Annotated in this window: 18 protein-coding genes; 16 read left to right on the top strand and 2 right to left on the bottom strand. The window is 40.1% G+C overall.

Going from position 1 to position 25311, the window contains the following annotated elements; translation table 11 throughout:
- Nucleotide 1: 1 nt before the first annotated feature.
- From IRJ18_RS10765 to IRJ18_RS10700, 14 genes are all read left to right on the top strand, one after another.
- Nucleotides 2–469 carry an SRPBCC family protein gene (locus IRJ18_RS10765; protein ID WP_194106181.1) on the top strand — a complete coding sequence of 156 codons (468 nt, stop codon included), beginning with the start codon at nucleotides 2–4 and terminating at the stop codon, nucleotides 467–469.
- A 10-nt stretch (nucleotides 470–479) separates the two neighbouring features.
- On the top strand, nucleotides 480–863 hold the full coding sequence (locus IRJ18_RS10760) for a DoxX family protein (RefSeq protein ID WP_194106180.1): 384 nt from the start codon (nucleotides 480–482) through the stop codon (nucleotides 861–863).
- Nucleotides 864–870: 7 nt separating this feature from the next.
- Entirely contained in the window at nucleotides 871–1428 is a 558-nt protein-coding gene (locus IRJ18_RS10755) for a DUF4256 domain-containing protein (protein WP_194106179.1), read from the top strand.
- A 21-nt stretch (nucleotides 1429–1449) separates the two neighbouring features.
- Nucleotides 1450–2040 carry a YdeI/OmpD-associated family protein gene (locus IRJ18_RS10750; protein ID WP_228072691.1) on the top strand — a complete coding sequence of 197 codons (591 nt, stop codon included), beginning with the start codon at nucleotides 1450–1452 and terminating at the stop codon, nucleotides 2038–2040.
- Nucleotides 2041–2344: 304 nt separating this feature from the next.
- Complete coding sequence (locus IRJ18_RS10745; protein ID WP_194106178.1) at nucleotides 2345–3907, top strand: hybrid sensor histidine kinase/response regulator; 1563 nt, start codon at nucleotides 2345–2347, stop codon at nucleotides 3905–3907.
- Between the two features lie 63 nt (nucleotides 3908–3970).
- On the top strand, nucleotides 3971–5767 hold the full coding sequence (locus IRJ18_RS10740) for an ATP-binding protein (RefSeq protein WP_194106177.1): 1797 nt from the start codon (nucleotides 3971–3973) through the stop codon (nucleotides 5765–5767).
- Nucleotides 5768–5993: 226 nt separating this feature from the next.
- Nucleotides 5994–6572, top strand: coding sequence for an RNA polymerase sigma-70 factor (locus tag IRJ18_RS10735; protein ID WP_194106176.1), 579 nt, complete (start codon nucleotides 5994–5996; stop codon nucleotides 6570–6572).
- A 78-nt stretch (nucleotides 6573–6650) separates the two neighbouring features.
- Entirely contained in the window at nucleotides 6651–7817 is a 1167-nt protein-coding gene (locus IRJ18_RS10730) for a FecR family protein (RefSeq protein WP_228072690.1), read from the top strand.
- A gap of 231 nt (nucleotides 7818–8048) precedes the next feature.
- Nucleotides 8049–11417 carry a TonB-dependent receptor gene (locus IRJ18_RS10725; protein ID WP_194106175.1) on the top strand — a complete coding sequence of 1123 codons (3369 nt, stop codon included), beginning with the start codon at nucleotides 8049–8051 and terminating at the stop codon, nucleotides 11415–11417.
- Between the two features lie 10 nt (nucleotides 11418–11427).
- A complete protein-coding gene (locus tag IRJ18_RS10720; protein WP_194106174.1) occupies nucleotides 11428–12984 on the top strand; it encodes a RagB/SusD family nutrient uptake outer membrane protein in 1557 nt (518 codons plus the stop codon).
- Nucleotides 12985–13121: 137 nt separating this feature from the next.
- Nucleotides 13122–14261, top strand: a complete 1140-nt coding sequence (locus IRJ18_RS10715; protein ID WP_194106173.1) for a DUF6528 family protein — start codon at nucleotides 13122–13124, stop codon at nucleotides 14259–14261.
- Between the two features lie 15 nt (nucleotides 14262–14276).
- The gene (locus IRJ18_RS10710) at nucleotides 14277–15338 is read left to right on the top strand and encodes a DUF6528 family protein (RefSeq protein WP_194106172.1); all 1062 of its coding nucleotides are present in this window, start codon (nucleotides 14277–14279) and stop codon (nucleotides 15336–15338) included.
- 7 nt (nucleotides 15339–15345) lie between these two features.
- Complete coding sequence (locus tag IRJ18_RS10705; protein WP_194106171.1) at nucleotides 15346–17286, top strand: beta-N-acetylhexosaminidase; 1941 nt, start codon at nucleotides 15346–15348, stop codon at nucleotides 17284–17286.
- A gap of 24 nt (nucleotides 17287–17310) precedes the next feature.
- On the top strand, nucleotides 17311–20469 hold the full coding sequence (locus IRJ18_RS10700) for a glycosyl hydrolase (RefSeq protein WP_194106170.1): 3159 nt from the start codon (nucleotides 17311–17313) through the stop codon (nucleotides 20467–20469).
- 110 nt (nucleotides 20470–20579) lie between these two features.
- On the opposite strand, the gene IRJ18_RS10695 is transcribed toward IRJ18_RS10700, so the two are convergent.
- Both IRJ18_RS10695 and IRJ18_RS10690 read right to left on the bottom strand, forming a co-directional pair.
- Nucleotides 20580–21221: a hypothetical protein gene (locus IRJ18_RS10695; RefSeq protein WP_194106169.1), complete on the bottom strand. Its 642-nt coding sequence runs from the start codon at nucleotides 21219–21221 to the stop codon at nucleotides 20580–20582.
- Nucleotides 21222–21526: 305 nt separating this feature from the next.
- Entirely contained in the window at nucleotides 21527–22888 is a 1362-nt protein-coding gene (locus IRJ18_RS10690; RefSeq protein WP_194106168.1) for a hypothetical protein, read from the bottom strand.
- Nucleotides 22889–23192: 304 nt separating this feature from the next.
- On the opposite strand from IRJ18_RS10690, the gene IRJ18_RS10685 reads away from it, so the two are divergent.
- Together IRJ18_RS10685 and IRJ18_RS10680 are read left to right on the top strand one after the other, a co-directional pair.
- Nucleotides 23193–23399: a hypothetical protein gene (locus IRJ18_RS10685; protein WP_194106167.1), complete on the top strand. Its 207-nt coding sequence runs from the start codon at nucleotides 23193–23195 to the stop codon at nucleotides 23397–23399.
- 1203 nt (nucleotides 23400–24602) lie between these two features.
- Nucleotides 24603–25304 carry a WecB/TagA/CpsF family glycosyltransferase gene (locus IRJ18_RS10680; RefSeq protein ID WP_228072689.1) on the top strand — a complete coding sequence of 234 codons (702 nt, stop codon included), beginning with the start codon at nucleotides 24603–24605 and terminating at the stop codon, nucleotides 25302–25304.
- Nucleotides 25305–25311: the final 7 nt, after the last annotated feature.

The following is a 25311-nucleotide window of genomic DNA, read 5'->3' as shown; positions in this document are numbered from 1 at the left end:
GATGGAACTGAAAACAAAAATTAACGCCGATAAGGAGAAACAGGAGTTAACCATTACACGGGAATTTGATTTACCTGTTGAACTGCTTTTTAAAGCGTATGTGGAACCCGAAATTGTTGCGCAATGGATGGGTACCAAAGTGCTAAAGCTGGAAAATAAAAAACACGGCGGCTACGAATTTGAAACATCAGACAATAAAGGGAACGTGGTATTCAGGGCCAATGGATCAATTCATGATTTTGTCCCGAACCAGAAGATCATCCGGACCTTTGAAATGGAAAACACTCCTTTTCCTGTTCAACTGGAGTTTTTAGACTTTGAAAAACTTACAGACGATACCAGCAAACTGACTATACAGATCATCTATAAATCTGTAGCGCACCGCGACCAGTTGCTGCAATTACCTTTTGCCCAGGGCATAAACATGGCACATAATAGATTACAGGAAATAGTAAACAAATTAAAATAACCGCATTGTTATGAAAAAGAGAAACTTAATTATCTATTGGTTTGCCACAGGTTTACTGGCTTTAGGCATGTTAGGCAGTGGTATTAGTCAGTTACTTAGGGCGAAACAAATGGTTGATATTTTAACACATTTGGGGTATCCAGTTTATATGATGACCATACTGGGCGTTTGCAAAATACTGGGCGTTATCGTTATTTTAATCCCGGGTTTTAAACTGGTGAAAGAATGGGCTTATGCAGGTTTGTTTTTTACCATGACCGGCGCGCTTATTTCGCACCTGATAGTGGGTGATAGCGGCAAGGCGGTAATTGGGCCGCTGGCACAAACTATTTTCATTATTTTGTCGTGGTATTTCAGGCCTGCAGATAGAAAGATTGAGTTAGCTAACCAATAATATATTTATGAAGAAGGAACTGTCGTCGGAACAACATGAAGAACTGCTCGGTATACTAAAGGGCCGTTTTGAAAAGAACATGGACCGCCATAAGGGTATGCAATGGCCTAATGTACAAGCAAGGCTGGAAGCACATCCTGCCAAATTATGGTCGCTAAACGAAATGGAAAGGACCGGCGGCGAACCGGATATTATTGAGCACGATCAATCAACTGGGGAATATGTTTTTTATGATTGTTCGGCAGAAAGCCCCAAAGCCCGGCGAAGCCTTTGCTATGACCGCGCAGCGCTGGAGGCCAGGAAAGAATTTAAACCGGAAAACAATGCTATTGATATGGCGAACGCTATGGGTATTACGCTTTTAACCGAGGAACAATATCGGAAATTGCAGCAATTTGGAAAGTTTGATACCAAGACATCGAGCTGGGTGAAAACACCTGATAGTATCAGGAAACTTGGCGGGGCTGTTTTTTGTGACCGCCGCTATGATACCGTTTTTCTTTATCATAATGGTGCCGAATCCTATTATGCCGCCCGAGGCTTCAGGGGATTGTTAAAAGTTTAATTGTACAGTTAGCCAGGAAATATGATGACGAGCATGAACCCTAAAGTTGATTTTTACTTTAACAAAGCCCAAAAATGGCAGGAAGAGATAGACCGGCTAAGGCACATTATCCTTGATTGCGGACTTACTGAGGAATTAAAATGGGGCTGCCCTTGTTATACTTACCAGGACAATAACATTGTTTTAATACACGTGTTTAAAGAATACTGCGCAGTTTTGTTTTTTAAAGGTACCCTGCTAAACGATGCACATGGTATCCTGATCCGGCAAACCGAGAATGTACAGGCAGCACGCCAGGTTAGGTTTACCGGTATAAGGGAAGTGATTGACCTGGAACCTGTTTTGAAAACTTACCTGTATGAAGCCATTGAAGTGGAGAAAGCCGGTTTGAAAGTTGAACTTAAAAAGACCGAAGAATTTCCTATAGCCGAAGAATTTAAATACAAATTAGATAAGATACCGGCCTTGAAAACTGCTTTTGAAGCATTAACACCGGGACGGCAACGGGCCTATATGTTGCATTTTTCAGCACCTAAACAATCCAAAACGCGTGAAGCGAGGGTGGAGAAATATATACCGCAAATTTTGAGCGGGAAGGGGTTGAACGATTAATAACAAATGCCGGTAAGTAATAAATAATGGAAGTTATATTATTTTACTTCGCTTTATGCATAAATGCATTGTGGAGAATGATATGACGAGCCCTCCCACGAAATACTTACTTCAGATCAATACAGCCCATCTCGCGTTTTCCTCTTGCTTATAACCTTTTTTATTTTCTAACGAAATTTTAATAACTTAAAATAAAATTACACGTATAAGCGCTTGTAGCAGTATTTTAAATCATTACATAACTGTTTTAATAAAGTTTAGCTACAAGCATTTCCAATAAACTTATTTTTTTTAATTTACTAATATGAGGGAACCAAACACATCCGTCCTGGTTATTGACGATGAAGAAATGGTGAGAGATAATATTGAAGATATCCTTGTTCCGAGAAGGCAATCTCAGGAACAGGATAGTATAAGTAATGCTGCAAATATCTTATTTGATGCGCCCAAACCTTTGCTTGTGCCCCGTGCCCATAATATACCCGTATTTATGGTTGATAAAGCCTCTAACGGCAGGGATGGCGTTAAAAAAATAAAGGAAGCGTTAGACCGGGGCAACCCCTATGCTGTGATTTTTTTAGATATGCGTATGCCGGGCTGGAATGGGTTGGAAACTGCTGTAGAGATCAGGAAGCACGATATTAAAGCGGAAATAATCTTTATTACAGCTTATAGCGATCGGTCTATAGACGAAATTGTGGAACAAGCCGGGCAAAATGTAGGCTATCATTGTAAACCTTATGCACCCGAAGAAATTGTACAGTTGGCCACAAAAGCTGTAACCGATTATAACAAGCTGCGCAATCTTGAAAAACTGATCGAATCCATTTCTTCTATTGGTTTAAATAAACATCAGCTTACCTCACTGTTAAAAAACATTCTGGATCAGTTGGCAAGTTCTGTAGAAACCGATATGGCATTGATAGGAAAACTGCATAACAACTTTGACTATGAAAAAGTGCTTTCTATTGGCGCTTTAGAAGAAAAAATAAATATAGACGAGCTGATAACCAGGGTTAAGAGTATAGACATAGGTAAAGACGAGGTAATACAGGTTGACGAACTTGTACTGGCCCGCATGGATAATTACTCGGTATTTGCGGTATTGAAAAAACAAGAGAAACTAAAAACAGAAAAAATGTATCTCTTGAAATTGTTCGTTCAAAACGCCGCACAAGCCATCCGTAATGCCGAATTGAATGAGAAGCTAATTCAAAAGGAAAAGCTATCGGCAGTTGGGCAGGTTATGGGTATGGTTATGCACGATCTTCGTTCGCCAATAAAAAACATACGGCTGATTACCAGTTTGATGCGCGAAGATGGCGAAGTGAGTGACTTTGTTGATCTGATTGACCAATCAGCCGAACAGGCTTCAGAGATATTTGATGATTTTTTAGATTTTATTAAAGATACCCCAGCCAAAAAATTACCGGTAAACCTTTATAAAATAGCTAATGAGGCCATAAAGCAGACAGAAACACGTGAAGGGATATCGAAGATAACGATACATCAAAATATTGCCCCGGACATGGTTGTTAATGGTGATGAAAGTAAGCTTAGAAGAACCATAATTAACCTTGTTAATAATGCTGTCGACGTTTTACACGATCTTAAAGTAGTCAATGCAACGATCACCATTTCAGCTAAAACTGTGGGGAACGATCTTGTAGTTACAGTGAGTGATAACGGGCCCGGAATACCATCAGAAATTATTTCGACCCTTTTTGAGCCTTTTGTTACCAGGCATAAAAAAAATGGAACAGGGTTAGGTCTGGCTATTGTAAACCAATATGTTACGGCCCATGGCGGAACAATTGAGGCAAGTAACAATAATGGGGCTAATTTTACTATTACCTTACCTGTATAAGTTTTTGAAAGCATCATTGCCTATGCAAGTACAAAGAAAGGGATAAACCAAGCTTATTATAAAATGGAAAATATAAACCCCGGGAAAACCCAAAATCATATTGTTGAACCTGCGCAGCAAAATGACGATTTACGCAATGAATTAAAAAAGTATAAAGCTTTAATCAAGGCATCAAACATTGGGGCATGGGAATATTTTTCAGAAACCGAATACTTATGGTGTAACGAAATTTGTTTTTCAATGCTGGGCAGAGATATAAATAATTATGACTTGTCCGGCAAGAAAAATTTAAATGCAACCTGGATAGACCTGCTGCACCCTGAAGATGTAGAGGCCGCAACAACGCGTTTTGGCGAATATCTTAAAAACCCGCAGGGAACTTATGAAAACCATTACCGGATGCGGCATATTAACGGAAACTGGGTTTGGGTGTGGTCGAGGGGTAGTTTGTTGCCCGGCAGCAACAATAGTCCGTACCCGGTAATTGTAGGGACAAATGTAAATATCACACATCACAAAGAAGTTGAAGAAACTATTCAGCAAGAACGTATCATGCTGCGAACATTGATTGATAATTTACCCGATGCTATTTATATTAAAGATATTGAAGGGCGTAAAATTATTGCGAACAAAACTGATGTTGCAAGTATAGGGGCCGCATCGGAAACAGATGTTTCAGAAGCAGATGTGATTGGAAAAACAGATCTGGAACTATTTCCTAACGAGATAGGGCTACGCTGTTACCAGGATGACATGAGTGTATTAAAAGACGGGGTTTCTATCATTAATAAAGATGAATTTTTCTTAGACGCAGGAGGAGCGAAACGCTGGCTGCTAACCTCCAAGATACCGGTACGTAACGAGCATGGACGAATTATTCGTTTATTAGGTATCGGCCATGATATTACAAATCGAAAACAATCGGAAGAGACATTAAACAAATTGAATCAGGATCTACTGGATAAATCCGATAAATTAAGTAAGCAGGCTGAAGATTTAAAATTGCTTAACGAAGAACTGGCTAAGCAAAAAGAGCAGGAACTTGAGAAAGCAATAGCCCAGGGTAAATTTGAAATTGCATCGGAAGTATTACATGATATAGGGAATGCTATGGTAGGCTTCGGCTCGCATTTGAACCGGATTAACCGGTCGCTTGAGCAGAACAACCTGGATACTATAAAAAATTTATCATTATTTTTAAAGGGCCAGCAACCAGCCATATCAGACGTAATTGGTGTAGATAAAGCCGCAGCGCTGGTTACTATAACAGAAGGAATAGCTAAAACTCAGGCTATTAACCACGAAGAAATAAGTACTTCTGTAAAAGACCTGTTAAACATCATTAGCCATATTCAGGAAATATTAAATATCCAGCGCCAATTAGTGAGGGGGCATGGTGGGGTACATGAAAGGAAACCTGTTAACCTGATCAATATTATAGAAGATTGTAAGGCAATGCTATTTGCATCCCTGGATAAAAAAAATGTACAGTTTAAAACAAGCATACAGCCTGGCAACTATATTATTAAAGGCGACCACACTAAATTAATGCAGGTTATATTAAACGTATTTAAGAACAGCGTGGAGGCTATTGATCTTAATGCCGAAGAAAAGAAGATAAGTCTGGCAATGCAATCAATTGAAAACATTATCGAGCTTACGGTAACAGATAATGGCCAGGGGTTTGACACTGAAACAAGCAGCCGTTTTTTTGAGCGGGGGTTTACTACAAAAAAAACAGGTACAGGACTTGGTCTTTACAATTGCAGGTCAATAGTAGAAAGCCATGCGGGTTCATTTGAGATCAAAAGTGAAGGCCCCGGTTTGGGTGCAGTTATAACCATCAAATTTGCATTGTAAGGTTATCCGCATCTAATATTTAACTCCCGCCGTAAATGTGTTTGTTACACAACTGCGATGCTGTGGTTCCTGCAACTACGGCGATAACTTATTTATAAGCCGCTGGCTTGCTAATATCAAGGACCTGATGGCGGTTTTATTCAAGGCATTCCAGGTTAAAGTAATATTAATTTTTTGAAAGAATATGAAACTATAATTTATTTATATAATCTTGTATGTCAATATCATGCAAAAGTTTCACCTGGCAAGCGAAGAAGAATTAATGATAGCCCTGCAAAAGGGTGATGCCGCTGCATTTACTGAATTACATAATAAATACTGGAAAACACTTTTAGCTATTGCTTACAACCATACTAAAGACAAAATGGTTGCTGAGGAAATTGTTCAGGAAATATTTATCAGCGTTTGGAAAAGACGGGAAGTTTTAAACGTAAAATCATTGGAAGCTTATTTAGCCACAGCTGTCAGGCTATCGGTGTTTAAGCAATATAAGCAGAAAAGAAGACAAACTGAGATCATAGAAATGATCAGCGGACCAGATATTGTATGGGACGAGGAAAAAATGTATGCCAAATTTTTGCAGGAATATATTAACGGAGTAGCCGCCACGCTTCCCGAAAAATGCCAGTTAGTGTTTAAACTGAGCAGGGTAGAAGGGTTTACCATCCCCGAAATTGCTGATCAAATGAATATTGCCGAAAAAACGGTTGAGGCACACCTTACAAAGGCGCTTAAAGTAATTAAATTAAAATTAAACCACTCCGGTATCTTGCTGGTTATCATCAGCAAGCTTCTCATTAAATAAATTATAATATTTTTTTCAATAGACTAAGGGTAACCTAAGGTTTGTAGTACATATTACAAACCAGTAGTACCACCAATTTTGAAAAAAATACAAAACCTCATTGATAAGTACCTGGATGGTCGAATTACACCGTCGGAGGAAAAAGAATTAATGGCATGGTATAACCGCCAGAATAATACCATTATAGAATGGCCGTCAGAAAGCCCGGATGAAGAAGAGCAGATACGGATGCGCACCTTACGTCATCTTCAACAGCAGATCGCCTTTTCAAAAAAGTCCGAAAAAACTTCCCGATCGGTGTGGTACCGGATAGCGGCGGCAGCATCTATAATAATTACATTTTCCATTGGTGGATATTTTGCTTTCCATAAGTCTTCCAATACCGAAGCGAATAAAGTGGCCGTAAAGCCATTGGTAAACGATATTGCGCCTGGCAGTAACAAAGCCATTCTTACGCTGGCAAACGGGGCCAAAGTTGTACTGGCCCAATCGCAAAACGGGTTGTTATTAAAACAGGGCAGCGCGCTGGTGAATAAAACAGGGAACGGTAATTTGGTATACACCGCTTCAACTGTAGCTTCAAATACTGCAGTTGTATATAATACCCTCAATATTCCTTATGGGGGGCAATACAAGGTTACTTTACAAGATGGTACACAGGTTTGGCTTAACGCAGGTTCATCATTACGTTATCCAACGGCGTTTACTGGTAACGAAAGAAATGTGGAACTATCAGGCGAAGCCTACTTTGAAGTAGCCAAAAATAAAGATAAGCCCTTTATTGTAAGCGTGCATACTGCCAGCAATATACCAATGAATGTTAAAGTATTGGGTACCCATTTCAATATAATGGCTTATGCCGATGAAGATTATAATGCCACTACTCTTTTAGAGGGGTCGGTTAAAGTTGATTACGGTGCTGAAAATGCGTTATTAACGCCTGGCCGGCAAGCTATGTTAATTAAAGCTTCGGGAAAATTAAAAACAAAGATTGCAGATACCGAACAGGTTATCGCGTGGAAGAATGGCTATTTCCTGTTTGATAATGATAAAATAGAAAGCATTATGCGAAAAATTTCCCGTTGGTACGATGTGGAAGTTGCTTATAAAGGCGACGTTTCCCGGAAAGCTATCGGGGGTAGCGTTTCGCGGTTTAAAAATGTGTCCGAAGTACTTAAAATGTTAGAATTAACCGGTGCCGTTCATTTTAAAATAGAAGGGAGGAGGATTTTGGTTATGCCTTAAAGTATCAGGAAGGATACAAGGTAACTTAATAACCAGAAGCGGTGGAGCGCTCCTGGTTAAGCCGCGCAAGCGGTGCGTTTGAGTTTAACCCTGTATAAACAAGTATGTTATTAGAAATTGTAGCCACAATTACCAATTATTAAACCCAAACATTCAAATGTAATGAAATTTTACTTATCTGATAAGTACGGTGAAAAACGCTGTATTGCTTACAAAAAAATCCTGTTGATTATGAAACTCACCCTTGTTTTAATGATCGCAGCTTTAATGGAGGTTAGTGCCTCTGGCTATGCTCAAAAAATAGTATTATCTGCCAAACATATCCCGCTCGAAGAAGTTTTTCGCCAAATACGTAAACAAAGCGGCTATAACGTTTTGTGGGACGTGGAAATTTTAAAAGATGCCAAACCAGTAGATATCCAGGTTAACGATGCATCAATAGAGGAAGTGTTACAAAAAAGTTTTGCTAACCAGCCCTTTACATATACTATACAACAAAATACTATTGTAGTTGTGCGTAAAACCACAACAGGTAATTCAACTATTGCCGTCGCTATAAAAGGGCGGGTAACCGACGCCGCTAACAACCAGCCGCTTGCAGGGGTAACAGTGAGGGTTAAAGGAACCCAAACGGGCACCGCCACTAATGCCGACGGAAATTATACCATTAATGTACCGGGTACCGATGGGGTATTGGTATTTGAATACCTGGGTTATGCCAGTAAGGAAATAGCTATAAACGGCCAGAAAGTTATTGATATACAGTTAGTACAAACAGCTGCGTTGCTAAGCGATGTGGTGGTAGTGGCCTATGGCAGTCAAAACCAGCGCGAAATTGTGGGCTCGGTTGCCAGGTTATCGGCAACTGATATTAAGGATCAGCCCACCGGCACCTTTGCCGAAAGACTGGAAGGGAAACTGCCGGGTGTTCAACTGGCACAAACTACCGGCCGGCCCGGTCAAAGTATGGACCTTCGGATTAGGGGGGCGTCTTCTTTCACCTCATCAGTAAAACCTTTATTCGTGATAGATGGCCAGCCAATGCCTGGTACTGTAGATAATATTAATAATATCAACCCGGATGAAATTGAAAGCTTTACGGTATTAAAAGATGCTTCTTCTACCGCTTTGTATGGCTCGCGTGCGGCTAATGGTGTTGTTATTGTTACCACTAAAAGGGGTAAGGCTGGTGCCACAAAAATAGATTTTAATTCTTATTACGGAGTATCCTCACTAATGAAAGAATTAATTCCGCCTGTAATGAATGCCACACAGTTAGCCACCTATATGAAAGGGTTTTATGAAGATAAAGCTTTGTACGAAGGGTATACTGGCGGTATTCCTGCAGTATATCAAAATCCCGATCAATATGGCGTGGGGACAGATTGGTTTAGCGTATTAACACGTAATGCGCCTGTTCAAAATTATAGCCTGTCTATATCGTCAGGTAACGAAAAATCGGCCTTGAGCATTATTGGCGGCTATTTTAACCAGCAGGGTATTATGAAAAATACAGGGTATCGCCGCTTTTCGCTTAGAGCTAATGGCGATTTTACCATCAACAAAAGTGTAAAGGTTGGTTTTAGCCTGGCCCCATCTATACAATTGGAACATAATAACAGGCAAGGGAATGGATTTAATATTGACGGGCAACGGGCACTTTTTGCCTCAGCCTCGATGATGCCAACCATGGGGTCGCCTTATAACGCCGATGGGTCGTTAGCCTTAGGTATCTCTGGCTTTACCAATCAGTTTGTTTGGGCTAACCCGTTAAGGCAGCTATTGGAAACCAAGGATGATGACAACCGCTTGCGTGTGCTGGCCAATTTGTTTACCGAGGTAAAGCTAATGCCAGGCCTTACACTTAAAATTGCAGGTAATGCTGATATTGCTAATGCTACACGCAACAGGTTCATACCATCAACATCTATTGGTGGGTTTAACGCGCTGCCTATAGAGAACCCACCGCCAGGCAACAATACCGCCCTTGGTGAAACAGCCGAGAATAACGATTATACCTGGCTTAGTGAGAATACGCTGAACTATCATAAAAACTTTGGCGATCATGCGCTGCAAATATTGGGTGGTTTCACCGCACAGCGTTCAACAGGCTTTTCCAGCGATCTGGTAGGCCGTGATTTTCCTGATAACAATGTTCAATATTTAAACGCCGCCACACGGTTTACCACCTCTACATCAAGCGCCGGCGCGTGGACCATGATGTCGTTCTTAAGTAGGGTGAATTATAGCTATAAGCAAAAATATACCGTACAGGCCACTGTTAGGCGCGATGGCTCCTCGCGTTTTGGGGCAAATCATAAATGGGGTACTTTCCCTTCGGTAGGTGCAGGCTGGGTAGCCAGCGATGAACCTTTTTTACAAAACCTTACCAAGCTAAGCTTTTTAAAATTCAGGCTTAGCTATGGTTTAACCGGGATGAACGAAATAGGTAACTACACTACCATACCGGCTATCAGCAATGCTAACTACACCTTCTCTAATGGCCTTGCGCCGGGTAAAGTTCAGGGTAACTTGGGTAATAATGATCTGGCCTGGGAGCGCAATAAGCAATTTGATGCCGGTTTTGATTTGGGCTTATTTGGTGGCCGCATCAATTTCACCTACGATTATTATAGTAAACTAACTACCGGTTTATTATTTACAGTTCCTGTTCCGCAATCATCAGGCTTCGTATCTGTACAGGATAACCTTGGCGATATTAAGCAATGGGGCCACGAATTTGTGTTGAGCACCAAAAACCTGGTTGGCGCATTTAAATGGAGCAGCGATTTTAATATTTCGTTCAATAAAAATATAGTGCAACGCATTGGCGTCAATAACATCGCCTTTGCCGATTCCCCTACAACTACCTTAACAGAATTTACCGATTATCGCACCCTGGTGGGCAAACCTATCGGGCAGTTTTACGGCTATGTTTTTGATGGCATATTTAAAAACCAGGCCGAGGCCAACGCCGGGCCTAAATACTATGGCACGGGCAGCACTACGCTATCGCAAGCTGGAACTGTACGCTTTAAAGACTTAAATGGCGATGGTAAGATCACCTTCCCGGATGACCAAACAGTTATAGGCGATCCTAACCCCGACTTTATTTTTGGTTTCAGTAACAACTTCCAGTACAAGAACTTCGATTTTGGTATCACCCTATCAGGCACTTATGGAAATAAACTGAAAAACGGGATGGAAGAAAGCACCTATAATTTGGATGGTGTTTTTAACGGCCCGCCCGAATTACTGAATCGCTGGCGTTCCGAAGCCAATCCTGGCGATGGCATGGTAGCACGTACCCTGGCTAATACTACTGCAGCCTACCGGGCAGATAATACCTTGTTTATACACGATGCATCGCACATCACTATCAACAATATAGCTTTGGGTTACAGTATTAAAAAATTCAAGACCCCATATATTAAAAGCTTACGTGTGTATACTACGCTGCAAAACGCTTACATATTTACCAGCTACCCGGGTAACCCCGAAGTTAGCTCGTCGGGCCTAAACTCGGTAAGCCAAAGCCAGGATTTTGGTGCCTATCCTTTACAACGGACTTTAACTTTTGGTATAAACCTTGGCCTTTAAACTTAAAGAGATGAAAAAGATTATATATACAACAATATTGATGCTGGGCTTGTTGCAGGTATCATGTAAAAAGTTTTTAGAGGAAACAAACCCAACCAGTATAACCCTTAGCAGCTATTTTAAAACAGAAAACGATTTTAATTTAGCAGTAAATGGCGCATACAACCAACTACGTGCGTTATACAATAGTAAAAGCGCATGGACAATGGGCGAAATGCGTTCGGATAATACCCACTACGATTACAAATCATCCGACCAGGCCGTAGCCACCACTAACCGGTACGCAGTTGCCGATTTTTTGGATGATAAATATAATAACCAAACCCCGGCTAAGTGGAATACCGCCTTTAACGCCATATCAGCAGCGAATGTTATTATCGATCATATTGATGATATTACCTTGCCGGCAACCAGCCGTAACAGCATACTTGGCGAATCAAAATTTATACGTGCCCTTGCTTATTTTGACTTGGTGCGCTATTACGGTGGTGTACCCATTTATCCGCATGCCCCGCTTAGCCGTGCGGAAACCTATATTCCCAGGTCATCTGTTCAGGACGTATATAACTTCATTATAGCCGATGCAACCGATGCAGCAGCAAAATTAAATACGCCGGCATTCCCCCAAACCGGGCGTGCTACAAAAGGCGCTGCACTCACATTGCTGGGCGATGTATATGTTACCCTGAAAAAATATGATTTAGCCGAAACCGCCTTAAAACAGGTAACTACTATGGGGTACAGTTTATTTCCCAATTATAGCGATGCTTTTCAGTTAGCGAATAAAAATGGTAAAGAATCTGTTTTTGAGATACAATTTAATACGGCCTTAGCTACTCCGCAAGCCAATACCGAGGCCTCCGTTTATAATTTTTTGCCACGCATGGCCAATACCACGGTTGTAACAGGCGTAAATTATAATAGTATAACTACCGTTGGTGGCTTTAATACGCCAACTCAGGATTTGATCAGCGCATACGAACCCGGCGATCTGCGCCTGGATGCCTCTATTGGCATTGCGGAAGGAACCTTTAACGCTACCGACGATTTTACAGCCACAGCAGTGAAATCTGTAGTGGGCTATGTTGCCCCTGCCGGTAAGGTTGGCCGTCCGTTTCCTAAAAAGTATCTGCACACACATACTATTGGCAATCAAACCAACGATGATTGGCCCGTTTACCGTTATTCCGAAGTTTTGTTATTACTGGCCGAAAGCCTGACCGAGCAAAATAAGGGCGGTGAAGCTTTACCTTACCTGAATATGGTAAGGAGCAGGGCTTTTGGTAACACTGCGAATAATATTACTACTACAGATCAGACCGCGCTGCGTGCCATTATCCTAAAAGAAAGAAGGGTAGAACTGGCTTTTGAAAATAAACGCTGGCTCGATCTGGTGCGTACCGGAAATGCCATACCGGTAATGACTGCCTTTGGTGTAAAACAAAAGGCCCAGTATAGTTATCTGCAAAGCGGCTCCTATAACATTACGCAGAACAGGCTTCTTTTCCCTATACCAAACGCGGAAATATTGCTCAACGATCAGTTAACGCAAAACCCTGGATATTAAGATCAAACAGCCATCAGGCAGGTAAACTAACTATCTCTTTTCAATTGGTTTAAAGAGATAATTGGTTGGCAGGTGGGTTATGCTTATAACCCCCTGCTTTTCTAAATCTGAAATTATTAACCTATAAGCTATAAATTATGAAAATTGAAAAATCACTTAATCGTCCTGCGGTGAAAAAAAACGCGGGACTGATCGGAATTTTAGCAGTGCTAATAGTAGTTGTGACAGGTTGTAAAAAGGAGCATAAAATTGCAGACTCCGGATCGGGTCAGCAGGTGAAGTCACCTAACCTTTCAATCGAATCCACAACCTGTGGTTGTTGGATAGGTGCGGTTAACCAAGCTAATAACGCAGTTGAGGTGTATGACCCGGCGGTATATTATTGGAACACGGCCCCAGCGTTAAAGTGGTCTTTTACTCCAACAACTGCACTTGGTTACAGTTCAACTGCCGAAATCCCATTATGGGGTGGCCCTACCGATGTTAAGCTAAGAAATGTAAATGCCTTTACAGGCACCAGTCAGGCCATAGCAACAGCGGGTGGGCGTTTAGCAACAATCGCCGCTTATCCATCTGGTAATAAAATATGGACCATGGGTTTTAGTACTGCCGACCCGCAGGTTGAAATACACTCGGTAGAATTATTGCCAAATGGAAATATTGCATTGGCATCCGCCGGGCGCAATTGGGTGCGCGTTTACTCATCGTCGCAACCTGTACCAAACCATGATCATTATGCTGAATTTTCCCTTGGCTCGGCGCATGCCGTTTTATGGGACCCTTCCATCAACCGATTATGGGTAATTGGATGGTTACCTATTCATAGCGCTAATTATTGGGACGCGCTAAATCAAGTAATAACTGCATTGCAAGTTACTGGTACAGCGGCTAATCCGGTGTTGACGGAAGATACGAATTACCGCGCAGTGCTGCCCGGTAAATACGGCCACGAAATTTCGCCTTACTACTATGATAATAATAAACTATGGGTAGCAGTACAGGTTGATAATACCGATAATAGCAAAGGAGTATATATTTTTGATAAAACTACCAAAACCTTTACACCAGTAAGTGGCGCCGCTAACCGCAATTTTGTAAAAGGTATAGGTAACCAACCATCAGGGCAGATTGTTGAAATACGGCCGCAAAATGCTGGCGGTACGGGCGAATCGAGCTGGCAAAATGATACCGTTAATTTTTATAACCCTGCTGCCACCCGCATAGTGCCAGGCGCTAAATTCTATAAGATCAGGGTGTTTGATCCTGATTATCAATAAACTAAAAAATTGTTAATGAAAAAGATATGTTTTGCGCTATTGATATGTTTAATTAACCTCAATATCGCTTGTAGTAAAAAACCGGTGGGTGGTGATTCACCCACCGATTCTGCCAACACCGGTAATACTCCCGCAGCCCCGGTGTCGTATACCGGGCTTTTGGTAGCTTTAACCAACAATACCAGTAAAAAAATTGAGATATACGACCCGGTGAGTACCGATTGGAATTTAAGTGACGCTAAGAAATGGAGTTGGGGCCCAACGGTAAACCTTGGTTTTAGCGCCGATGAAAACAGTAAGTTTGGTGGTGGGACCGATTTTAAACCACGAAAGATGCCCATTTGGCAAAACGCCGACTATGCAGCTATCAGCGACAATAGCTTTGCCGCAATTATTGAATACCCGTCAGGGGTACGTAAATGGTCAAAAATAATATCGGGCAATTTACATTCGGCCGAACTGCTGCCTAATGGCAATATTGCACTGGCAGCATCGGATGGTAATTGGATAAGGGTGTACGCATCATCGCAAGGGCCGGATAATAATACCTATGCCGAATATACGCTGCTTGCGGCACATGCAGTATTATGGGACCCGGATTTAAGCGTGCTATGGGTTACGGGACAGGACCCTTCAACCAACGCACATATTTTAACCGCATTAGCCATTGCCGGTACAGATGCTAAGCCCGAGCTTACCGAAGTTATTACCTACAGAAAAACATTGCCAACAGCCTGGGGGCACGAGATTGGGGCTTATTATGGCAACAAAAATTTATTATGGGTAACCAGCAACGGAGGTGAGTATGTTTTTAATAAAACAACCAAATCTTTCTCAACCGCCCCTACAAACGGGTTAACGTTTGTAAAAGGGATTATTAACCAGCCCAGCGGGCAAATTGTACTGGTGCGGCCTGATGCCAATAAAAATCCCCGGCCAGCAATAGGCTGTACTTTAAATGACTGGAGTACAAGTACGATAGATTTTTATGCTGCTAACGGCCAATGGCAAGGTGCACGTATTGTAAATGGGGCCTGCTTTTATAAACTGAAATTGGTGAATGATAGTTATCAATAATAAACTAATGAACAGCATACGCCTTAAAATGTATGTTCAACATTTTTTTAAATTATTAGTTCAGGTAAGTTTTTGTTTTATAACAGTCTGCTGTTCTGCCCAAAGCAACCTTCAGGCAATTATACCTGCCCCTGCTACTGTAAAAATGGAAGCAGGCAGCTTTGTTTTCAACACAAAAACCATTATCCAAACTGATGCTGGCGGACAAAGAGCCGTAAAGTTTCTTTCAGATTTTTTGCTGAACAACTGGAAATTTAAAACTAAAGTAATTGCCCGGCTACAGAAAGCAACGCATAATACAGTTGCCATTAATACCAGGGGGGCAACGCATCTCCCGGCCGAAGGATATCGCTTGCACATAGCACCATCGGGCATTACACTTACCGCAAATGGCGCCGGTTTATTTTATGGCCTGCAAACGCTTATACAGCTGTTCCCGAATAATGTTAAAGGAATAGCTGCTTTGCCATGCCTCACCATTGAAGATTCTCCGCGCTTTGCTTACCGGGGATTAATGTTAGATGTTTCCCGGCATTTTTTCACTATTTCAGAAATAAAGGATTTGTTGGATTTAATGGCGTATTATAAACTCAACCGTTTTCACTGGCACTTAACGGACGACCAGGGCTGGCGGCTGGAAATAAAAAGCTATCCTAAGCTCACCCAAATTGGTGCCTGGCGTGTACCCCGTATCACGGGCTTTAGTAGTAATACTATACCACCCCAACCCGGAGAAAAAGCTACCGATGGAGGCTTTTATACACAACAGGAAGTGAGGGAAATTATCCGCTATGCCGGCGAACGGCATATTGAAGTAATGCCCGAAATTGATGTACCCGGGCACTCTATGGCGGCAATTGCATCTTATCCCGAACTATGCGTTACCAGGGACACCAGCATTAAGGTAAGCCCTGGCAGCAGCTTTGCCAAATGGTTCCCTAACGGTACTTATGAAATGTACATTGATAATACCCTTAACCCAACAGATGAAAGGGTCTATCAGTTTTTAGACAAGGTATTTGGCGAAGTAGCTGCTTTGTTTCCATACGAATACATCCATATTGGCGGGGATGAGTGCTTTAAAGGCTTTTGGGAGAAAGACGCGGGTGTACAGGCATTTATGAAAAAGATGGGTATTAAAACCACGCACGAGTTGCAAAGCTATTTTATTTCGCGTCTGAACACGATCATCCAATCGAAACATAAAAAGTTAATTGGTTGGGATGAAATAATGAACGGCGGGGGAAATGAAAACGTAGCCGTAATGAACCGTTTCGGGGAAAAGGGGGCTATTGAACAAGTGAAAAGGAAACAGGATATTATACTGGCACCCGGCAACAATGGCTTGTATTTCGATTATGCGCAAAGTGCATCAGATATGGAACCATCTAGTCATGGGGGCTACTCGCCACTGTGGAAAGCATATAATTATAACCCCGATTATACCGATTTGACGACCGCAGACAGGACACATATTTTAGGTGTGGAGGCCTGCGTATGGACAGAGCATATCCCATCTGTAGCTAAGTTGCAATATATGCTGCTACCGCGTCTGTTGGCATTGGCTGAGACGGGGTGGGCAAAACAGTCTAATAAATCGTATCAGCGGTTTGTTGCAAATGCGTTGCCTATACATTTAGAGCGGTTTGATAAAACAGGAATTAATTATAGGGTACCTACCGTATTTAACTATACCGATACCGTTATAGTAACCAATAATTACCAGTTAAATGTAACTTCACCTATACCGGGTGCAAAAATATTTTTCACCTTTAATAATAATATCCCTGGCGATGCGGATATTGAATATAAAGGACCGGTTACAATTCATATTCCTACAGGCAAAAAAATTATATTGAAAACTATTGTAATAACTCCAGCTGGTCGGCGAAGCGTTGTAACACGTACAGTATTGGATAACACCAAAGCTGTGGATGGGGTAAAGTAATGAAATAGATAAATAGAAGCTACTATGTGTAAACAAGTAAAATATTGGGCGTTAGTTATTAGTATTATTGTGAATTTATGGTGTGGAATAGCCGGTTTTTGTCAACCGTATTCACATATAAAAGGCGACAGCTTTAATGAGATCCGTGGCCAGTTTCATCAACCGGGGAAGGATTATGGCAGCGTTCCGTTTTGGGTATGGAATACGAAAGTAACCAAGGGCCTGATAGATGCTATGCTTGATGATTATAAGCATAATGATTTTGGCGGGGTTATTATCCATGCACGTCCCGGCTTAATAACCGAATATTTATCTAAGGATTGGTTTGACCTGTTTAACTATGCGATGTTAAAAGGTAAAAAGCTTGGCTTAAATATCTGGATATACGACGAAAATTCGTACCCAACAGGCTTTGCTGGCGGGTTATTAGTCGAACAAATGCCCGAAGCTTATAATCAGGGACAAATGCTTTACATGGATGAGGTGACCGAAATACCGGCCGATATCTCATCTGTATTTGTTTGCCTTAAAGAACAGGGTGGCACTTTTAAAGATGTTACAAGCAAGCTGGCCGATGAAAAAGGGAAAGTTGGGCGTTACCGCATATTCAGAAAGGTAAATTATCAAAGATCAAACAGAGGTTCGGTTGCTGGCCCAATAGGGGTATCGTATGTTGACCTGATGGCGAAAGGGGTAACCGAAAAGTTTATTGATATTACATATAAAGGTTATGAAAAAGTGGTGGGAAAGGAGTTTGGAAAAACGGTGAAAGGGGTTTTCTCGGATGAGCCTACCATTATTAATGAAGGAAAGAACTGTATACGTTGGACGCCCGATTTGTTTGACCGCTTTTATAAAAAGTGGGGGTACGATCTTAAGGAACAGTTGCCCTCCCTGTTTCAGGAAGTAGGGGATTGGAAAAAAGTAAGGCACAATTACTACCAGGTATTATTGCAACTGTTTATAGATAGATGGTCGAAACCGGTATCCGCTTACATGGCTGAGCATAAACTTGTCTGGACGGGACATTATTGGGAACACGGCTGGCCAAGCCCGTACCATGGCCCTGATAATATGGCTATGTATGCCTGGGAGCAAATGCCGGGTATTGATATGCTGTTTAATCAATTTAACGAGGAAAAACCGGTGCAATTTGGCAATATCAGGGCCGTGCGCGAATTAGGTAGTGTAGCCAATCAGCTTGGCAAAAAACGGGCGCTATCAGAAACCTATGGCGGCGGTGGCTGGGAATTGACCTTTAAGGACATGAAACGTTTGGCTGATTGGGAATTTGTGTTAGGCGTAAATTTTTTGAACCAGCATTTATCTTTTATGACTATTACGGGTGCACGCAAATACGATTACCCGCAAAGCTTTTCTTATCACGAGCCCTGGTGGCCTTATTACAAATCGCTTAACCATTATTTTTCGCGGTTATCGTTACTGCTATCAAAAGGCCGGCAAAATAATGATATCCTGATTTTAGAACCAACCACTTCGGCCTGGATGTATTATTATAATGGGAAAGAGAATAAAAGGTTTTTTGAGATCACCAAAGTGTTTAATGATTTTGTTACCAGTATGCAAAAAGCGCACCTGGAATACGATCTTGGGTCTGAAAATATAATAAAAGATCACGGTAGTGTTAAGGGCAACCAATTTGTAGTAGGCGAACGGGCATATAAATGTGTGGTTATACCCCCAGGGATGGAGAATATAGACAGCGAAACCTATCGCCTGTTAAAACAATATATGGCGGCGGGGGGCAAAGTTGTTGCTTTTGAAAAATTGCAACTGATTGATGGGGCTGCCAGTGCGCAGTTATTAAACATACCGCAATTAAATAATATACAAACAAGGTATAACACTTCAACTTTACAGTCACTTTTTGAAAATAACAAGTTCCATATTACAGGGTTGGATGGTAAAGCTATAGGCGGGAATATCTATCACCAGCGTAGGCAGCTTACAGATGGTCAACTCCTGTTCCTGTCTAATGCCAGTATGGAAGAAGCAGCTATAGGAGAGGTTGCCTTAGCGGGTAAAGATGTAGTACGGATGGACCTATTTACGGGCAAGATCAGTAAATATGATTTTAAGCAGCAAAATGGGTATATGTCGATTAAATTCAATGTGCCACCCGCTGGCAGTATGATGCTTTTTATCTCAAACCATCAATTACAGGGTTATCAAAAAGAGGCGCCTGCTAAACCAATAATAGTTGTGAAAACTAAACCTGCTTATGTGCAACGGCCTGATAATAATACGCTCACTGTAGATTTTTGCGATTTAGATATCCATCAGCCGGATTCATCTTATAAGAACTTGCATGTTGGTATGGCTTCGAACAAAGTATTTAAACATTATGGTTTTACCGATGGTGTAGGAAACCCATGGAATAACCGCACTCAGTTTAAAAATGCCATTGTAAAACGTGATACCTTCTCAAAAGGTACAGGATATACAGCAACTTATCATTTCACAATTAAAGAAGGAGTTAATTGTAAGCATTTCAGCGCTGTAATTGAACAGCCCCACTTGTGGAGTAATGTAAAAATTAACGGAATTGTGGTAAAAAATGTACCCGGGCAGTGGTGGCTTGATCGTTCATTTGGTGTTTATAAGATCGGGCCTTATTTGAAACCAGGAGATAATCAAATAGCGGTAAGCATATCCCCTATGAGTATATATGCCGAAATTGAACCTGTTTACATCCGTGGCGATTTTAACTTAATAGCCGCTGATAAAGGTTGGGTAATCAGTCCGCCAGTGCCAATTGGATTAGGCAGTTGGGCAAAGCAAGGATTGCCATTGTATGGACAAAGTATTACTTACAGCAAAACATTTTACATACAAAGTTTAAGTAAACAGTATACCGTTCAGCTGGGCAAATGGCAGGGGACCGTTGCTTCGGTAAAGGTTAATCAGGTATTTGCCGGTATCATTACTTCAGAACCCAATAACCTGTCAATAACCCGATTATTAAAAAAAGGAAATAACACAGTGGAAGTTGAGGTAATAGGCAGCTTGAAAAATGTGTTAGGGCCCTTTTACAACAAACCTGTTCCTGGATTAGTAGACCCGGGAAAATGGTATAATATTAAATCTCAACCGCCAGGCAATTCGTATGACCTGTATAACTATGGATTAATGGACGACTTTAAAATTTTAGTTATAAACTGAAGCAAGTAATTGTAGTTGTGTACCCAAATAGGTAACCACAAAAACTCCAATCGTAAGACACGCTGCAATCATTTTTTGAAATATTAAAAACCCATTTAACTATACCGGTCTTAATTATTGGTATTGTTTGAGGCCAGTGCGTTTTTGAGGATAGCAGTTGGTTTCGGTGCTTTATTGTTTTGGGCCCGGTTTTTCATCGCAGCCAGTTCCTTTACTTCAACTATATATTCCGCCAGCGATTTGTACGTGAATATCGCCACGCCATATTCTACGTCGGCCTGATACATTAAAGATAAGCTTACCTTTTTAGAATCCCAGGTATAAATATTTGTATCCTCGTCTGGTTTGGTGAAATAACCGCCATAGGTAGCTATAAAAGTACTCAGCATTTTCGAGCCGTCTTTTTTAGGAAAGAATAGGTATATGTTTACAATCTTATTTTTATAAGTACGCACACCTATCATACTTAAGTTCAAATCATTGGTAAATTTTAACGCGCTGGAATCGCTTACTGCCAGTTTTAAACAACTGTCAGCATCAAACCTGCTGTCGTCATCAAGGTAACTTCTCGCATAGTTTAATTTGTTAATATCCTCGCCCAACTTAATATCCTTAAAGCCAATAGCGGTCTGTAAATAACCAGCAGAGCCAATTTTATTTTTCTGAGCGAAAGCTAATGTGGAAATAAATAAAATAACGACAAGTTGTAATAAAACTTTATTGCAGCTTAATTGGATAAATTTTTTTGCCATAACCTATTACATTAACAATAAATTATTTTATATTTAATGATAATAAAGTAAAAGTTAATTTGTTTTATCTTTAATGTAATTTAATTTCCGGTGTGAATTGGAATGGATATGATTTATTGAAATCTATTTTTAGGTATAAGAAACTGCTATGAATTGTTAACTACTGATCAATCCGAGAAACTTAATCGTATAGAATCTGCTATGATTTTACTATAGGCAGAGGTAGGAAAGTGAGATTAAAACATAGGCGCAAAAAAAATGAATGCCTGTTCCGGGCATTCATTTTTTTACTAATTAAGCTCTGTTTATTTCCAGGTAGCCCAGTTGTTTGCCGCTGCCCAATTGGATGATCCAACAGCCCCACGATAGGTAGTTTTTACAAAAAAGGCTGAAGAAAAATCTACTCCGGTAAAATTAGCACCCGACAATGCTGGTGAACCAGTTGCAGGCGTTAAATCTGGAACCGCGCTATAAGTTCCTGTTAACTTGAAATCAGCCATTGCAATGAGTAAAACATTATTATTTACGCTGTTTGTTTCAAATGTTGCCAATTCAGGGTCCGGGATAATTGATGTACTGGTATCATACGAAAACGTACGATCGCTGTTATCCGACTGAACCAAATTATACCTGAATTCGGCCCAGTCATTATTTAGTATCGCAGGCCTTGTTCTTGGGCAAACCATAAACGCTCCCTGGCTATATTCAGCTACAATAGAATTTCTAATAGCCAGGCGAGTCCCTTTGCGCATGTACACACCCTGGTTAATATTTGTTTTAACCGATTCTGTTCCTTGCGGACCAATAATAGTCATATTAGAAATTACAGGGCGCGTAAGCGGCGTGTTGGTTGTTGGTACCTCATCATTATAACTTTCAAGTCCGTTGGCCCGCAATGCTTGAGAAGATGCCTGCGTGCGGTATGCTATTAAGAATTGTAAATTCCCTTCATAGCCTAAATCGAAATCGAAATCGTCGTCACCATTATTAAAAGCTATCAGGTGTGTTGCATTCACTGTACCGCCCACAAATTGAAAACCATCATCGTTTGAATGCGACACCATTACATTATCAATTTGTGTCCCAGACCCAACGCCTGCAAGGCACAACCCGCTGGCTTTATCTACAATCCACTCATCTTCAGCAGGCGGATTTATGCCCCCACTATATTCTATCCGCAGATAATTAATAGATCCCGAGTTATCGGTTGCTACGCTTCCACCGTATTGTGTATCGTTCGATACAGGTAAGCCTTCCACATGGCCAGTCCCTACATTGGTAGGTGCATTTCCTAATATAATAATTGCGCCCCAATCCCCTTGTTTTTTATTAGTAGCCGCCGATGTAAATACAACCGGGTTATCGGCAGTACCGGCTATATTAATTTTAGCGCCTCTTGTAATAATTAAAGCACTTTTATTATCGGCAAGTTCGTTTACCTGTGCAAAAACAGTAACACCAGCGGGTATGCTGAGTGTCGCATTGTTTTTAACATACACTTTGCCCTTTAAAAAGTAGTTTTTGTTGGCACTTAATGTCGTATTCGTTGATATGGTTCCCTGCAATGTATCTAACTGAGAATCATTGTTGGTAAGTGATAAGCTGTCTTTTTTACACGAAAAAAGAACTGCCGCTGCTAAGATTGGAAGTAAAAAAGTAGTTTTCATGGTAATTGGATTTTATAGTGAAACTACTTTTAAAGAAATTAGTTTTCATTTTGATTAATAAATATAATCTATATGAACACGTTTTAGAAATACATATTAATTAAAAGGTAATGGAATGAAGTTTTTGTTTGATTGAAGCAATTATTGGTTAAGTCATGGCTTTATTAACAGTGTAATAATAATTATGGATAAGTGTACAATCAATTATCCTTAATGTAATTAAAAAGAATTATGGACTATTGGATATAATGTGTGTATTTAGTCCGAATGTGTAGCCTAAATAAGTATTACAAATTGATCTTTAGTGATCACTATTGGCTCCATAGGTACAGGTTTATACAAACAACTATTTATTTGGATTTTAATTTCCAAAGCAGGTTTCGAAATTAAATCGGTATTACAATCTTGGCAACGTATCGGCTCAGATAATACTCGCTCCAGCGGCTCCCATACAGTGATGTTTTTCTTAGACGCAAAAATCGAACTTTTGCACAATGGATTAAAACAATAACACCTTACAATTTCAACGTTTTCCATTTTTAGTTAAAATGTTTATATATATAGCTTTTGTTTACTTAGTGTGGAGTTAGCCGCTATAACCATACTGGCAATATCTTCATCCACCGCACTTACATTCTATATAAAACTGCAACTAAGTGTAGCTAATAAAGACTGCGTTTAGCTATAAACAAAAAGCCTGCCGAACATGAGTGAATGAAATTCAAAAATAATTTTTGTCTAACGTTTTTAATTTTCCTTATATTTAAATATTGATCTGCGCATTTTATGGTAAAAGCAATAGGAAGAGCAGGATTTTTAACTTTAGTACTTATAATAATAGGTTGGGCGTTATGGTTTCATACCATTATAGCCATTATTGTATTTACAATTATTGTAGTTTTTGGCTGGTTAACCTTTATGCTTTATATGGATCCGCCCGACGATTGGAATTAAAACACTGACTAACATTTGGTAAAAAAATAAAATGTTATGAAAGCATGCATAACATACAATGTATAAATTTCTATAAATTTAAGCACTGTTCGACCTAAATAACAGAAAAATCATACAGTGAATATACTAAACTAAACACTTTATTTGCCGATCCGAACCTCCCGGCCATGAAAACTTACCGGCGGCATTATAACGCCATCTTTTACCCTTCCAAATTATTAATGCATCCCCTGGATGAAATGACAAAGTATAGTGTCTATTTTTGGAAATTTTTTTAACTAAAAACTATACAGAATTAGTCATTAGTGTCTAATTAGTCTACATAACTGCTAAAGGTATAAGTTGGATTATATCATTTTTTGTTTAAAAATTGCTTTTAAATTTACCTAAATAACATTTTGGATAATTATTTACAGCTGCATTTAACTTTTGGTTTAATGTTGGCGTATTTATTGTAATTAATGTTACAACAGAGATAAAATTAAATAATAATTATAAAATTATCTTTAATTGTTTTAAAATATAAAGTTGTGGTTAATAATATGGTGAGATTGATATATTTTAAATTAATTATAATGGTAAAGTGAAAATTATTAAATAATAATTGCTCTGTAGTTAACTTAATGATCACTAAAAAATTACAGAAATGTTCACTAGTACTTGCAGCTGCCTGGGATACGACGTATTTGCAGACACCCTTGAAAAACTTCCTACACACCACAAGACCGTTATAAATACAATTAATCAGTACTCTTACTGCATGGCTGAACGGGACGGCGATTTTAAAGATGCTTTAAAGAATTCAGATATCTTGTTGCCAGATGGTATAGGCATCACTATCGCCGCCAAATTTTTAAAAGGCTCTGTAATAAAAAAGGTTTCAGGGGCCGATTTGCATGATTATTTGTTAAAGGATTTGAATGACAAAGGCGGATCTTGTTTCTACCTTGGCTCATCAACAGCCACGCTTGAAAAAATCGAAAAAAGATTAAAAAAGGAATATCCCAATATAAAAGGGTATTTCTATTCTCCGCCATTTAAGAAAGAATTTACCAGGGAAGAAAATCAGGAGATGATTGACAGGGTAAATGAAGTAAGCCCCGACGTGTTATTTATTGGAATGACTGCTCCGAAGCAAGAAAAATGGGCTATAGCCAACAAAAGTTTATTGAATGCAAAATATATATGTTCAATAGGTGCAGTTTTTGATTTTTATGCCGGTACTGTTAAAAGACCAAATAAGGTTTGGATAAATCTTGGACTGGAATGGCTGGGCCGCATGGTATCTGAACCACGGAGATTGTACAAAAGGTACCTGGTTTACGGACCGGTCTTCGCTTACAAGTTGATCCAGCAAAAATTAAAGACAGGGAATACTATTTCTAATAGTAATTCACGTCCTGATGCCCCAGTTATTACAATACCTTCATCATTACGAAACGACGAATACACCGCTGCCTAAATTTATT

The sequence above is a fragment of the Mucilaginibacter boryungensis genome, from assembly GCF_015221995.1.
Classification (GTDB): Bacteria; Bacteroidota; Bacteroidia; order Sphingobacteriales; family Sphingobacteriaceae; genus Mucilaginibacter; species Mucilaginibacter boryungensis.
Note: the sequence above shows the minus strand (reverse complement) of the source record. Positions and strands in the feature narration are given on the sequence as shown.